The following is a 14,438-nucleotide window of genomic DNA, read 5'->3' as shown; positions in this document are numbered from 1 at the left end:
CATTTCCTTACACCATCATCGACACCGCCAACGGCAGGAAGACCGCCGTGGCCACACCCATCAGACTCATTGCCAGCGCCGCGAAGGCGCCGCATTCTTCATTTTCCTGCATGGCCACCGCCGTGCCGACCGCATGGGCCGTCATGCCCAGCGCCATGCCGCGTGCTTCAGGGCTGTGGACACCGAGCCGGGTCAACAGCGCCGGCCCGAAGATCGCCCCGATCACCCCGGTAATCAACACGAACACCGCCGCCAACGCCGCGACGCCACCGATCTGCTCGGCCACCAGCATGGCAATCGGCGAGGTCACCGACTTCGGTGCCATGGTCATCAGGATCATGTGTTCGGCGCCGAACGACCAGCCCAGCAACACGCCCATGCCCGTGGCAACCACTCCGCCTATCACCAGCGTAGTAAAAATCGGCCAGAACAACTGCCGAATCCGTCGTAGGTTGAGATACAGCGGCACCGCCAGTGCAACCGTCGCCGGGCCGAGCAAGATGCTGAGGATCTCGGTGCTCTTGCGGTACTCGGCGTAGGTCAGGCCACAGCCCAGCAACACACCGATCACCAGCAACATCGACACCAGCACCGGCTGCAAAAAGATCCAGCGGGTTTTCTCGAACGCCGCCAGGATCAGTTGATACGCGCCCAAGGTTACACCGATGCCGAACAAGGGATGGTGGACCACCGAGTCCACGGCACCCTGCCAATCGAGGATCATTGGCCCTCTCCGCGATGCGCGTGACGCTTGACCATGCGCTGCATCAGCACGCCCGCGAAGGCCATGGACAGCAACAGCGACAACACCAGCGCGCCGACGATGGCCCAGAAATCCGCCGCAATGTCCTTGGCGTAAACCATCACGCCCACGGCCGGCGGCACCAGCAGCAACGGCAAGTAACGCAATAAACTGCTAGCCGCGAGGCTCAGGGGCTCACCGACCTGGCCACGGCTGATCAGGTACACCAGCAACAGCAGCAGGCCGACAATCGGCCCCGGCAGTATCGGTAAAAACAAGTGATTGATCGCGGTGCCGAGCAATTGGAACAGCACCAGCCAGGTCAGGCCACGTAACAACATCCTTCCTCTCCCGCAAAAACCATCTCCCGCAGTGGCGGGCCGAGCATTATAAACACGTCGACGCTATGGATCGGCATTCGCCAAAAGCATGTTCAGTTGACCGGAGCGATTTGCCATGTTGATCTAAAGTGGTAATCCGGGAGGTCAAATCCCCCCACCTCAAAACTAAAAAAAAACCGATGAACCCAAGGAGAACCTCAATGCCCTTTGTTCCCGTAGCAAAGCTCAAAGATTATGTCGGCAAGGAACTGGGACGTTCCGAATGGCTCACCATCGATCAGGAGCGCATCAACCTGTTCGCCGAAGCCACAGGGGATTTCCAGTTCATCCATGTCGACCCGGTCAAAGCCGCGCAAACGCCATTTGGCAGCACCATTGCACACGGTTTCTTGTCGCTGTCGCTGATTCCCAAACTGATGGAAGACATCCTCATCCTGCCTGAAGGGGCGAAGATGGTGGTCAATTACGGCCTGGACAGCGTGCGCTTCATCCAGCCAGTGAAGGTCAATTCCAGGGTGCGTCTCAAGGTCGACATGAACGAAGTCACCGAGAAGAAACCCGGCCAATGGCTGCTCAAGGCCACCGCCACGCTTGAGATCGAAGGGTCGGACAAACCGGCGTATATCGCCGAGCCGCTGTCCCTCTGCTTCGTGTAAACCATCCCGGATGCGAAGCAGCTCATGCTGTTTCGCGCCGTCTCTCTATATATACGACACATAGCTGCGGCATACTCGGTCGCCTAATTGCCCGGATCCCGCTATGCGCTCACTTGCTCTCCTCGCTTTGACCCTGTTGCTCACCGCTTGCGGCGATGGAGAATCGCTGTTGCCCCCCGACGCCCGCCTGCCGGACGGCGGACGCTATCGTGGTGACCTGGTCAACGGGCTGCTGCAAGGTCAGGGCCGCATCGACTACCCGAACGGCAGCTGGTACGCCGGCGACTTCGACAAGGGTCAATGGCACGGTCAGGGTGAATGGCATGGCAGCAACGGCGAGGTCTATCGCGGTCAATTCAATCAAGGGCTGTTCGACGGCCAGGGTACGCTGACCACCCCCGGCAGCAGCTACACCGGCGGTTTCAAACTGGGCCGGCGCGACGGCGAAGGCACCCTCAAAGAAAACGGCATGACCTACCGCGGTGAATTCAAGGCCGATCAATATTCAGGGCTCGGTCGTCTCGAACTCGACGACGGCAGCTCGTACCAGGGACAGTTCGCCCACGGCAAACCCAACGGCGAAGGCCAGCGCGGCGACGCCAGCGGCAATCAGTTCACCGGGCATTTCGCCGACGGCCAGCTGGAAGGCAACGGGACCTTCAACAGCGCCGATGGCGACATCTACGTCGGCGGCTTCAAGAACAATCAACTGCACGGCAAGGGCCGCTACGAGAACGCCGACGGCGACGTGTGGCTGGGCCAGTTCAAGGAAGGCTCGCTGAACGGCAAGGGCGAATTGATCGGCGCCGATGGCAGCCATTACATCGGCCAGTTCAGCGATTGGCGATTTACCGGTCAGGGCCGGTTGAACCTGCCCGACGGCAGTTTCTACATCGGCCAGTTCGACGGCGACAGCTATTCCGGTCGCGGCACGCTCGTGCTGACCGACGGGACGGTGCAAAAAGGTACGTGGATCAACGGCCAGCGCGTTCGCGACGCTGACGGCAAGCTGCTGCCCGACTCCCTTGAACTCGGCTTGCTGGCCCAGGGCCGTTTGCTCGACGACGCGCTGTTCAACGTGCCGGCCTCGACCCCGGCGGTTGAACTGTACACCTTGACCCTCGGCGGTGACGGCAAGCAAAGCGTGTTCCTGCGCGAGTCCGACTACGTCAGCAACATGCTCAGCAGCCGCTTCGGTGCGTTTGGCCAGATCCGCCTGGTGAACCATCGCGACCACCTCGTCGACCGGCCGATGGCCACCCGGGAAAATCTGCGCCGCGCTGCCCAGACCCTGGCTGAACGCAGCGGACCGGAAGACTTGATCTTCATTTACCTGACGAGCCATGGCACCAGCGAACACGAATTGGTACTCGACCAGCCACGCATGGAACTGTCCGACCTGCCGGCCGACGAACTCGCCGCCGTCCTCGCGCCGCTGAAAAGTCGCGACAAGATCATCGTGATTTCGTCCTGCTACTCCGGCGGCTTCATCCCCGCTCTCAAGGACGAACGCACCCTGATCATGACCGCCTCGCGCGCAGACCGAGTGTCCTTCGGCTGCTCGGAAGAAGCCAACTTCACCTACTTCGGCGACGCCCTGTTCGCCCAGGCGCTGAACCAGACCGACGACCTGGAGCATGCCTTCAAACTGGCCAAGGCCACCGTGGCCGAACGCGAACTGGCGGACAGCTTCGAAGCGTCTGAACCGCAGATCTGGGCACCCAAAACCGTCCTCTCCCACTGGCAGCTGTTACGCAAACAGCAGGCACGCAAAGCGCTACAAAGTGTCTCTATCGGCAGCAAGGACGCAAAGAGCAACTAAGCTGAATAGTATCAAGGGGGAAACACTATGTACTTGACGCCTCAGCACGTACTGCTTGCCGGAGCTACCGGTTTGACCGGTGAACATCTGCTTGACCGTTTGCTCAATGAGCCCACGATTTCAAGGGTATTGGCCCCCTCACGCCGGCCACTGGCGGAGCATCCCCATCTTGAAAACCCGGTCGGTGACCCGGCGGAGTTTCTGCCGAAACTCAACGGTCGCGTCGACATCGCCTACTGCTGCCTGGGCACCACCATCAAGCAAGCCGGCTCGGAGCAGGCGTTTCGCGCGGTGGACCTGGACATGGTGGTGGCGTTCGCCAAACGTGCGCGGGAGATGGGCGCACGGCACCTGATCGTGATCAGTGCCTTGGGCGCTGATCGCCGATCGCCGATTTTCTACAACCGGGTCAAAGGCGAGATGGAACACGCATTGCGCGCGCAGGATTGGCCGCAGCTGACCATTTGCCGCCCTTCGCTGTTGCTGGGCGATCGCCTTGAGCCGCGTCCGGCCGAGCAATTCGCCGGGCCGTTATCCCGTTTGATCCCGGGCAAATACCGCGGCATCGAAGCCTGCCAACTGGCCCGCGCGATGTGGCGACTGGCGCTGGAAGAGCAGGATGGGGTGAGGATTGTCGAGTCGGATGAGTTGCGTAAGTTAGGCAAATAATTCCGTGGCGTCTGACAGGGCGCCTTCGCGAGCAAGCCCGCTCCCACATTTGATCGGCGGTGTTCACATATTCTGTGTTCGCTGGAGATCTAATGTGGGAGCGGGCTTGCTCGCGAAGGACACGACACCGATCGAACGCCGAACGCTACAACCCACCCGTCGCCTGAAACCCTACTCCCAGCACCGTGAGCACCGACAACGGCAACAGTAGCGTATCGAGCAATGCACTGGCCGGCAGGTCGACCCCAGGATAGCTCGGCGCTTCTGCGCCAAAACGGTCCATCGCGCAGCACCCACCGTTCATCGCATACAAATCCAGCCGGGTCCCCGAGTACACCACGGGTGCCCCAGGCTTGGCGGCATCGAGCGTGCGCGCCGTAGCGCAGCCAGCTAGCTGCAGCGCCAGCAGAATCGCCAATAGCTTATTCATCGCTGGTCAAATGGTGTTCGCCCCAACGCGGCAGCATGTCTTGTGGAATGTTCAGCAGGTTGAGAATCCGCGCCACAACGAAATCGATCAAATCATCGATGGTTTGCGGCTGGTGATAAAAGCCCGGCGAGGCCGGCAATATCGTCACACCCATGTTCGACAACTTGAGCATGTTCTCCAGGTGAATGCTCGAATACGGCGCCTCACGCGGCACCAGAATCAGCTGACGGCGCTCCTTCAAGGTCACATCGGCAGCGCGCTCGATCAGGTTGTTGCAGGCGCCCGACGCGATGGCCGACAGCGTCCCGGTGGAGCACGGCACCACCACCATCGCCGCCGGCGCGCCGGAGCCCGAAGCCACCGGCGACATCCAGTCTTCCTTGCCATACACGCGAATCTGCCCAGCGGCAGCGCCGGTGTATTCGGTGAGGAAGGCCTGCATCATCTGGGGTTTCGGCGGTAACGTAACGTCCGTCTCGGTTGCCATCACCAGTTGCGCTGCCTTGGAAATCAGGAAGTGCACCTCGCGGTCTTCGCGAATCAGGCAATCCAGCAGGCGCAAGCCATACTGGGCGCCCGAAGCGCCGGTCATCGCCAGCGTGATGCGTTCCGGGCCGTTGTTCATTGCAGCGCCTCGGCGAGTTTGCCGTGCAGGCCGCCGAAGCCGCCATTGCTCATGATCACCACGTGAGTGCCGGGTTGAGCCTGGCTTTTCACCCGTTCGATGATGCCTTCCAGCGAGTCGCTGACAATCGATGGCACCGTGCACAACGCGGCGGTAGCGCCCAGGTCCCAACCGAGGTTGGCCGGCGCGTACCAGATCACCTGATCGGCATCGACCACGCTTTCCGGCAAGCCGTCGCGGTGAGCGCCGAGCTTCATCGAATTCGAGCGCGGCTCGATGATCGCGATCAACGGCGCATCGCCGATCCGCTTGCGCAAGCCGTCGAGGGTGGTGGCGATGGCAGTCGGATGGTGAGCGAAGTCGTCGTAAATGGTGATACCACGCACTTCCGCGACTTTCTCCATCCGTCGTTTCACGCTTTTGAACGCGCTCAACGCTGCGATGCCTATGGACGGCACCACACCGACGTGGCGCGCAGCCGCCAAGGTGGCCAGGGCATTGGCGACGTTGTGCTGGCCGGTCATGTCCCACTCGACCACGCCTTGGGCCACACCGTCGAACATCACTTCGAATTTCGAACCGTCTTCGCTCAGCAATTTGACCTGCCACTGACCGCCAGCGCCGGTGGTCTGCACCGGGGTCCAGCAGCCCATCTCGATGACGCGCTGCAAGGCCGGTTCGGTGGTTGGATGGATCACCAGGCCTTCACTCGGGATGGTCCGCACCAAATGGTGGAACTGACGTTCAATGGCCGACAGATCGGGGAAGATGTCGGCATGATCGTATTCCAGGTTGTTCAGGATCGCCGTGCGCGGGCGGTAGTGAACGAACTTGGAGCGCTTGTCGAAGAAAGCGCTGTCGTACTCGTCGGCTTCGATCACGAAGAACGGCGTGTCACCGAGGCGCGCCGACACCGAGAAGTTCTGCGGCACGCCACCGATCAGGAAACCCGGGCTCATGCCCGCGTGTTCCAGTACCCAGGCGAGCATGCTGCTGGTGGTGGTCTTGCCGTGAGTACCGGCGACGGCCAGCACCCAGCGACCTTGCAGCACGTGATCCGCCAGCCATTGCGGGCCGGAGACGTACGGCAGGCCTTTATTCAACACGTATTCAACGGCCGGGTTGCCGCGCGACATGGCATTACCGATCACCACCAGGTCGGGCGCCGGGTCTAGCTGCGCCGGGTCGTAACCTTGGGTCAACTGAATGCCCTGCGCCTCAAGCTGAGTGCTCATTGGCGGATAGACGTTGGCATCGGAGCCCGTCACGTGATGGCCCAGCTCTTTGGCCAGAACCGCCATCGAACCCATGAAAGTGCCGCAGATACCAAGAATATGAATGTGCATAGTCGACCTCGTAAAACATGGCCGCAGGTTAGCGTAGGGAGGAAAAAATCGCACTCAGTGTTTAAGTATCACCGCCGCCCCCTGTAGGAGCGAGGCTTGCCCGCGAAGGCCATCACGCGGTCCAAGGGGTGGACCGCGTTATCGCTCTTCGCGGGCAAGCCTCGCTCCTACGGGATCCGGCGTGCCTACCGGGCGATACCGTGCTTGCGCAGCTTGCGATAAAGGGTATTGCGGCTGACCCCCAGCTGTTCAGCCGTATGGGTCATATGCCAGCGCGTCTGCTCCAGTGCATTCAACAACGCCAACCGTTCGGCATCCTCCAGCGGGTGCTCGGATGCTTCCTCAACCGCCAGCGCCACCGCCGGTCGGGCCTGTCGAATCATCGCAGGCAAATCCTCCAGCCCGATCCGCCCACCGTCACACAACGCCGCCAACGTCCGCAGCACGTTGCGCAACTGCCGAACGTTCCCCGGCCAGGCGAAACCGAGCAAGGCCTGGCGCGCCGGCCCGTCGATCAGCACCGTTTCCCCGCCCGCCTCCTCGGCCAGCAAAAAGTCGAGCAACTGCGACTTGTCCGTGCGATCACGCAACGCCGGCAAGGCGACTTCCAGCCCATTGAGCCGGTAATACAAGTCCTCGCGAAAGCTGCCGTCCTGCACCCTTTCCAGCAAATTACGGTGCGTCGCGCTAATAATTCGTACGTTGACCGCTTCCGGCTCGCCACCGATCGGCACCACCTGACGATCTTCCAGCACCCGGAGAAGCCGCGTCTGCAAGGCCAGGGGCATGTCGCCGATTTCATCGAGGAACAAGGTGCCGCCATCCGCCTGCTGCAACTTGCCGCGCATGCCTTCCTTGCGCGCGCCGGTGAAACTGCCGCCGCGATAGCCGAACAACTCGCTCTCGATCAGGCTTTCCGGGATGGCCGCGCAGTTGAGGGCGACGAAAGCTTTTTCCGCCCGTTGGCTGGCCTGGTGGACGGCTTTGGCGAAGGCCTCTTTGCCGGACCCTGTTTCGCCGTTGATCAGCAGCGGCACGTCGCGCTCGAAAACCCGCAGGGATTTGCGGAAATCTTCCTGCAACGCCGTGTCGCCGAGGCAGATGCCGGACAGGCGCGAACGCGCTGCAATCCCCGGACTGTGCACCACCGGCACTGGAATGCTGCGCGGCTGCCCACGCAATACTGCAAACAGACTCCGCCCGTCACGGGTGCGCAGGGGCCAACTGGCGCTGGCGTTCACGCTCGCGCGACCGAGCAGTTCGTCCAGCGAGCAATCGAAAAACGCCTCCACCGGTTTGCCCAGCAACCCGCCGCGTACATGCCCCAGCAGGTTCAGTGCGCTCTGGTTGACCGCACAGATGCGCCCTTCCCCGTCGAACGCCAGCAGCCCTTCGCTGAACAGCCCGACGGACTCGGCTTGCAAGTGAAAACGCAGCAACCATTGATTGTCGAAGTAACGCAGGAAGTAGCAGCTCTCGATCATCTTCGCCGACAGATTGACCAGCGCCATGGTGTGGAACTGGCTCTGACGCGAGACCTCATGCCGCGCCGAAGACACATCAAGCACCGCCAGCAGTTCACCGTGCGGATCGAACACCGGGCTCGCCGAGCAGGTCAGGCCGGTGTGGCGGCCGCGAAAGTGTTCGTCCTGGTGGATGGTCAGCGACTGACGTTCCACCAGGCAGGTGCCGATGCCGTTGGTGCCCTCGCAGGCTTCGCTCCAGTCGGCGCCGAGCCAGAGGCCGGCACGTTCGAAGATCTTGCGTTCGGCGGGGGCGGTGACGCAGTTGAGGATCACCCCGCGCGCGTCGGTCAGCAGCACCGCATGGCCGGCGCCGGAGAGTTGCTGATGCAGGCTGGTCATTTCGTTGCCGGCGATGTGCAGCACTTGCTGCAAACGCTCGCGGCTTTCCAGCACGCGGCCGTGTTCCAGCACCGTCGGCGCCATGGCAAGAGCCGGGTCGAGGTGATAGTCCTCAAGACAGCGCAGCCAGGAACGGGCAATCGACGGATCGCTGCCAGGGCCGTGCAGGTGCGATTTACCTTGGGTCACGGTCAGCACTTGCTGGGCATGGCGACTCAAATGATTGTCGTGCATCTCTTATTATTCTCCCCGCAGGATCTGGCTCGCGTCCGTGTAGCAGATGCGATGCGTTCACGTGAGGCCGAGCATCCTCCAGCCCGGCGTGCATTGCAATGCTGGCAAGACCGGCCGGTCACACGTTGTGCCACAAGCGGTACAAAGTGTCACAGGGGCTGTACCGAAACCGTCACAGGCGCACCCCGCTTGTCCGACAAAAATCGCGCAAGGCCTTGATTTGCCTGACCTGCAAGGCAGTGGCCCGACCTTTGCTCTACGCTTATAGCAAGCGCACATGCGCTCTCCCTTATAAGCACAAAAGCCAAGGAGAAATCACCATGCGTTACGCTCACCCCGGTACTGAAGGCGCTATCGTTTCGTTCAAGAGCAAATACGGTAACTACATCGGCGGCGAGTTCGTCGCGCCTGTCAAAGGTCAGTACTTCACCAATACGTCGCCAGTGAATGGCCAACCGATTGCCGAATTCCCGCGTTCCACTGCCGAAGACATCGACAAGGCCCTGGACGCTGCCCACGCTGCCGCCGATGCCTGGGGCGCCACGTCCGCCCAGGCGCGCTCGCTGGTGCTGCTGAAAATCGCCGACCGCATCGAACAAAACCTCGAGGTCCTGGCGATCACCGAGTCCTGGGACAACGGCAAAGCCGTGCGTGAAACCCTCAACGCCGACATCCCGCTGGCGGCTGACCATTTCCGCTACTTCGCTGGCTGCATCCGCGCCCAGGAAGGCAGCGCCGCCGAGATCGACGGCAACACCGTGGCTTATCACATCCATGAACCGCTGGGCGTGGTCGGGCAGATCATCCCGTGGAACTTCCCGATCCTGATGGCCGCGTGGAAACTTGCTCCGGCCCTGGCCGCCGGTAACTGCGTGGTGCTCAAGCCAGCCGAACAAACACCGCTGGGTATCACCGTGCTGATGGAGTTGATCGGCGACCTGCTGCCGCCCGGCGTGCTCAACGTCGTGCAAGGTTTCGGCAAAGAAGCCGGCGAAGCGCTGGCCACCAGCAAACGCATCGCCAAGATCGCCTTCACCGGCTCGACCCCGGTCGGCTCGCACATCATGAAATGCGCCGCCGAAAACATCATTCCGTCCACCGTGGAGCTGGGTGGCAAGTCGCCGAACATCTTCTTCGCCGACATCATGCAAGCCGAAGAAACCTTCATCGAAAAAGCCGCCGAAGGCCTGGTGCTCGCGTTCTTCAACCAGGGCGAAGTCTGCACCTGCCCGTCCCGCGCACTGGTGCAGGAATCGATCTACGACGACTTCATGAAAGTGGTGATGAAGAAAGTCCTGTCGATCAAACGTGGCGACCCGCTGGACACCGACACCATGGTCGGCGCCCAGGCGTCCGAGCAGCAATTCGACAAAATCCTTTCGTACCTGGAAATCGCCAAGGGCGAAGGCGCCGAGCTGCTGACCGGCGGCAAGGTGGAGAAACTCGAGGGCAACCTGGCGACCGGGTATTACATCCAGCCGACCCTGCTCAAGGGCACCAACAAAATGCGCGTGTTCCAGGAAGAAATCTTTGGCCCGGTGGTGAGCATCACCACCTTCAAGGACGAAGCCGAAGCCCTGGCCATCGCCAACGACACCGAGTTCGGCCTCGGTGCCGGCCTGTGGACCCGCGACATCAACCGCGCCTACCGCATGGGCCGCGCCATCAAGGCCGGTCGCGTGTGGACCAACTGCTACCACCTGTACCCGGCGCACGCCGCGTTTGGTGGCTACAAGAAGTCCGGCGTCGGTCGTGAAACCCACAAGATGATGCTTGATCACTATCAGCAGACCAAAAACCTGCTGGTGAGCTACGACATCAATCCATTGGGCTTCTTCTGATTGTTCCTCCCGGCGACTTCGGTCGCCGGGAGGCGCTTCACTATCAGTTTCCCCTACTTTTTTTCGCATCGGATTCGGCGCCCATCAGCAGCCGAATGCATTGCAGCAACCGCAAATCCCCAAACGGCACTGCACCCGTCGTGCACGCAGCGTCCGCGCATAAAAAACAACAATAAGGAAGCACAACGCATGGATCAGATCGGCAATTACGTGCTCTATCTCATCATGCTCTGCGCCGTACTCGGCGCCTTCGCGGCGATCTACAACAGCGATGAAGGGCTTGGTAAAGAATTCATGGAAGGCATCCACGCCACGGGCCACATCTTCGTGCCGGCGGCGGGCATCATGGCGTCCATCCCCTACCTGACGGTGGTCATCGAAAAAGCCTTCGGTCCGTTCTTCAGCTCCCTGGGCGCCGACCCGGCCCTGGCGGCGACCATGATCATCGCCTCGGACATGGGCGGCTATCACCTGGCCTCGGCGCTGGCCGCCAGCAAAGAAGCGCTGGTGATGGCGCTGATCACCGGTTTCATGGGCGGGGCGACCATCGTGTTCTCGATCCCCATGGGCCTGGCGATGCTCGACAAGCGCGACCACAAATACATGGCGCTGGGCATCATGTCGGGCATTTTGACCATCCCGTTGGGCGTGCTGATCGCCAGCGTCATCCTCGCCTTCAGTAACCCGCTGGTGCGGGATCTGGTGTCGACCAATGGCGAAGCCACCTATCAATTGGCCTTGGGCCTGGGCAGCATCTTTGCCAACCTGTTGCCGATCCTGATCTTCGTCGTGGGCCTGGCCTTGGGACTACGGTTTTTGCCAGACCTGATGATCAAGGGTTTCATCATCTTCGGCCGTACGATGGATGCGGCGATCAAGCTGGTGTTGGTGTTCTCCATTGTCGAGTACTTCACCGGCGTGTTCACTGTGGTGTTCGACAGCTGGGGCTTCCATCCGATCATCGCTGACGCCGAAGACCAGACCCGCGCCCTGGAAACGGCCGGCTACATCGGCATTATGTTGGCCGGTGCGTTCCCGATGGTTTACCTGCTGCGCAAATACCTGGGTAAACCGCTGGAAAGCCTGGGCAGCAAAATCGGCCTGAGCGCCGTCGGCAGTGCCGGCATGCTGGCGACCATTGCCAACATCCTGGCCATGTTCCGCCTGGTGCGCTTCATGCCCCCCAAGGACAAAGTGATCAACATCGCCTTCGGCGTGTGCGCCGCGTTCCTGCTGGGCGATCACCTGTCGTTCACCGCGAACTTCCAGCCCACCATCATCCTGCCGGTGCTGATTGGCAAGATAAGTGCAGGTTTCATTGCCGTGGGCCTGGCGTACTGGCTGTCGGTGCCCAAGGCCTTACAACTGGAAGCTCAGGATCGCGCCGCCGGGATCATCGCCGAGGGCGAATACCTCGGCCTGCCGCTGCCCGAATCCCTTGCACCGAATGGCATCAAGGCGACGGCCTGAGTGTGTTGCATTGAAGTGCGTTGATCACACAGGGCGTGGCATTCTGAGGAATTGCCGGCACTGGGCAGCGCACCTTCCTATTTGAAACGGAGACAGAAATGGCACGTTTTTCACATACCGTCGGTAGCCAGACCTACCGCTTCGAAAGCCTCAAGGAAGTATTGGCCAAGGCCAGCCCGGCGCGCTCCGGGGACTTTCTGGCCGGTGTCGCCGCCCTCAACGATGGCGAGCGCGTGGCTGCGCAGATGGCCCTGGCTGACATTCCGCTGACTCATTTCCTACAGGAAGTGCTGATTCCTTACGAGACCGATGAAGTCACCCGACTGATCATCGACACTCACGACCTGCAAGCTTTCGCAGTCGTCAGTCACCTCACTGTCGGTGGTTTCCGCGACTGGCTGCTCAGTGACGCGGCCGACGAACACAGCCTGCGCGCCCTCGCCCCAGGACTGATCCCGGAAATGGTCGCTGCCGTATCGAAGATCATGCGCGTACAGGACCTGGTGCTGGTGGCGCAAAAAATCCGCGTCGTCACGAAATTTCGCGGCACGCTGGGCCTGCGCGGTCGACTGTCGACACGCCTGCAACCCAACCACCCCACCGACCAGCCGGCCGGCATCGCCGCGAGCATTCTCGACGGTTTGATGTATGGCAACGGCGACGCGATGATCGGCATCAACCCGGCCACCGACAGCATTGCTTCGATCTGCGCGATGCTGGAAATGCTCGATGCAATCATCCAGCGCTACGAAATTCCTACACAGGCCTGCGTATTAACCCACGTCACCACATCGATCGAAGCGATCAATCGCGGCGTGCCGCTGGACCTGGTGTTCCAGTCGATTGCCGGTACCGAAGCGGCCAATGCCAGTTTCGGCATCAACCTGAACGTTCTGCAGGAAGGCTATGACGCCGGTTTGAGCCTGAATCGCGGCACGCTGGGGCAGAACCTGATGTATTTCGAGACCGGTCAGGGCAGCGCGCTGTCAGCCAACGCCCATCACGGCCTCGATCAACAGACCTGCGAGACCCGTGCCTACGCGGTGGCGCGACATTTCAAGCCGTTCCTGGTGAACACCGTTGTAGGATTCATCGGCCCGGAATACCTCTACAACGGTAAACAGATCATCCGTGCCGGCCTCGAAGACCACTTCTGTGGCAAATTGCTGGGCGTACCGATGGGCTGCGACATCTGCTACACCAACCACGCCGAAGCCGACCAGGACGACATGGACACCCTGCTGACCCTGCTGGGCGTGGCCGGGATCAACTTCATCATGGGCATTCCCGGCTCCGACGACATCATGCTCAACTACCAGACCACTTCGTTCCACGATGCCCTTTACGCGCGCCAGACTCTGGGCCTGAAACCTGCACCCGAGTTTGAACAATGGCTGGCCAAAATGGGCATCTTCACCCAGGCGGATGGCAAAGTTCACTTCGGCAACAGCCTGCCGCCGGCCTTCCGCCAAGCCATGGCGCAACTGGGATGACTATTGTTATGGAAAAACCTCCCGTCGATCCGCAGAACCCATTGCTGGAACTGCGCCGCCTGACCCCGGCGCGGATTGCTCTCGGCCGTACCGGCACTAGCATGCCGACCAGTGCGCAACTGGATTTCCAGTACGCCCATGCCCAGGCGCGGGATGCGGTGCACTTGCCGTTCGACCACGTTGGGCTTAGCGCGCAACTGGCGGAGTGCGGGCGCGACAGCTTGCTGGTGCACAGCGCGGCCAAGGACCGGGACAGTTATCTGCAACGCCCCGATTTGGGGCGCAAGTTGAGTGATGAGTCGGCGCAAATCCTGCGCGAATACGCGCTGGCCCATTCTGGCGGGGTTGATCTGGCCATCGTCGTCGCCGATGGCTTGTCGGCACTCGCCGTTCATCGCCATACCCTGCCGTTTCTGGCGCGTATGGAAGAACAGATCGAGGCAGAAGGCTGGTCCGTCTCACCGGTGGTGTTGGTTGAACAAGGCCGCGTCGCTGTCGCCGACGAGATTGGCGAACTGCTCGGCGCCAAAATGGTGGTGATCCTGATCGGCGAGCGCCCTGGCCTCAGCTCCCCCGACAGCCTGGGTTTATATTTCACCTACGATCCCAAGGTCGGACTCACGGATGCCTACCGCAACTGCATCTCGAATGTCCGCCTCGAAGGCCTGAGTTATGGTATGGCGGCACACCGTTTGCTTTATTTGATGCGCGAGGCCTGTCGGCGGCAGCTGTCCGGGGTCAATCTGAAGGACGAAGCCCAGGTTCAGACGCTGGAGTCGGACGCAGGTGCGGATTTGAAAGGTAATTTCCTACTGAATCCGCCGAATTCCTGAACCGTTTCCGCATTGCGTTTCTGTTCCGGTTTCAGGCAGGATCGATGCACGGCCGCCAGAGTTTCCCGTCG

At 61.2% G+C, this 14,438-nt stretch carries 13 protein-coding genes; 7 read left to right on the top strand and 6 right to left on the bottom strand.

Features of this window, described 5'->3' with window-relative positions; translation table 11 throughout:
- Window positions 1–7 precede the first annotated feature (7 nt).
- Both ACIPL2_RS15130 and ACIPL2_RS15125 read right to left on the bottom strand, forming a co-directional pair.
- Window positions 8–724 carry an LrgB family protein gene (locus ACIPL2_RS15130; protein WP_401357607.1) on the bottom strand — a complete coding sequence of 239 codons (717 nt, stop codon included), beginning with the start codon at window positions 722–724 and terminating at the stop codon, window positions 8–10.
- Window positions 721–1,083 carry a CidA/LrgA family protein gene (locus ACIPL2_RS15125; protein WP_059402109.1) on the bottom strand — a complete coding sequence of 121 codons (363 nt, stop codon included), beginning with the start codon at window positions 1,081–1,083 and terminating at the stop codon, window positions 721–723. The genes ACIPL2_RS15130 and ACIPL2_RS15125 overlap by 4 nt, the downstream gene beginning before the upstream one ends.
- 200 nt (window positions 1,084–1,283) lie before the next feature.
- Between ACIPL2_RS15125 and ACIPL2_RS15120 the strand changes: the two genes are divergently transcribed.
- The 3 genes from ACIPL2_RS15120 to ACIPL2_RS15110 all read left to right on the top strand — a co-directional run bounded on the left by ACIPL2_RS15120 (window position 1,284) and on the right by ACIPL2_RS15110 (window position 4,230).
- A complete protein-coding gene (locus tag ACIPL2_RS15120; RefSeq protein ID WP_401357605.1) occupies window positions 1,284–1,739 on the top strand; it encodes a MaoC family dehydratase in 456 nt (151 codons plus the stop codon).
- A gap of 103 nt (window positions 1,740–1,842) precedes the next feature.
- Window positions 1,843–3,561, top strand: coding sequence for a C13 family peptidase (locus tag ACIPL2_RS15115; protein WP_401357604.1), 1,719 nt, complete (start codon window positions 1,843–1,845; stop codon window positions 3,559–3,561).
- A 27-nt stretch (window positions 3,562–3,588) separates the two neighbouring features.
- The gene (locus tag ACIPL2_RS15110) at window positions 3,589–4,230 is read left to right on the top strand and encodes an oxidoreductase (protein ID WP_401357602.1); all 642 of its coding nucleotides are present in this window, start codon (window positions 3,589–3,591) and stop codon (window positions 4,228–4,230) included.
- Between the two features lie 145 nt (window positions 4,231–4,375).
- Here the strand turns inward: ACIPL2_RS15110 and ACIPL2_RS15105 are convergent, their stop codons facing one another.
- The 4 genes from ACIPL2_RS15105 to ACIPL2_RS15090 form a co-directional block, all read right to left on the bottom strand.
- On the bottom strand, window positions 4,376–4,660 hold the full coding sequence (locus ACIPL2_RS15105) for a YceK/YidQ family lipoprotein (RefSeq protein WP_401357600.1): 285 nt from the start codon (window positions 4,658–4,660) through the stop codon (window positions 4,376–4,378).
- Window positions 4,653–5,285, bottom strand: coding sequence for a flavin prenyltransferase UbiX (gene ubiX / locus ACIPL2_RS15100; protein WP_401357598.1), 633 nt, complete (start codon window positions 5,283–5,285; stop codon window positions 4,653–4,655). Before ubiX ends, ACIPL2_RS15105 begins: the two co-directional genes overlap by 8 nt.
- Window positions 5,282–6,631, bottom strand: a complete 1,350-nt coding sequence (gene mpl, locus ACIPL2_RS15095) for a UDP-N-acetylmuramate:L-alanyl-gamma-D-glutamyl-meso-diaminopimelate ligase (RefSeq protein ID WP_401357597.1) — start codon at window positions 6,629–6,631, stop codon at window positions 5,282–5,284. The genes ubiX and mpl overlap by 4 nt, the downstream gene beginning before the upstream one ends.
- A 185-nt stretch (window positions 6,632–6,816) precedes the next feature.
- Entirely contained in the window at window positions 6,817–8,730 is a 1,914-nt protein-coding gene (locus ACIPL2_RS15090) for a sigma-54-dependent Fis family transcriptional regulator (RefSeq protein ID WP_401357595.1), read from the bottom strand.
- A 320-nt stretch (window positions 8,731–9,050) separates the two neighbouring features.
- Between ACIPL2_RS15090 and ACIPL2_RS15085 the strand changes: the two genes are divergently transcribed.
- From ACIPL2_RS15085 to eutC, 4 genes are all read left to right on the top strand, one after another.
- On the top strand, window positions 9,051–10,571 hold the full coding sequence (locus ACIPL2_RS15085) for an aldehyde dehydrogenase family protein (protein ID WP_046055564.1): 1,521 nt from the start codon (window positions 9,051–9,053) through the stop codon (window positions 10,569–10,571).
- Window positions 10,572–10,760: 189 nt separating this feature from the next.
- Window positions 10,761–12,041 (top strand): ethanolamine utilization protein EutH, encoded by a 1,281-nt coding sequence (gene eutH / locus ACIPL2_RS15080; protein WP_401357593.1) that lies wholly within the window; start codon window positions 10,761–10,763, stop codon window positions 12,039–12,041.
- 98 nt (window positions 12,042–12,139) lie between these two features.
- Window positions 12,140–13,534: an ethanolamine ammonia-lyase subunit EutB gene (locus ACIPL2_RS15075; RefSeq protein ID WP_401357592.1), complete on the top strand. Its 1,395-nt coding sequence runs from the start codon at window positions 12,140–12,142 to the stop codon at window positions 13,532–13,534.
- 8 nt (window positions 13,535–13,542) lie between these two features.
- Window positions 13,543–14,367, top strand: a complete 825-nt coding sequence (gene eutC / locus ACIPL2_RS15070; RefSeq protein ID WP_401357591.1) for an ethanolamine ammonia-lyase subunit EutC — start codon at window positions 13,543–13,545, stop codon at window positions 14,365–14,367.
- Window positions 14,368–14,438: the final 71 nt, after the last annotated feature.

Origin of the sequence: Pseudomonas sp. NPDC086251 (assembly GCF_044746405.1) — a bacterium.
In the GTDB taxonomy this organism is placed as follows: Bacteria; Pseudomonadota; Gammaproteobacteria; order Pseudomonadales; family Pseudomonadaceae; genus Aquipseudomonas.
The sequence above is the reverse complement of the archived record's forward strand: the minus strand, read 5'-3'. Positions and strand labels throughout refer to the sequence as shown.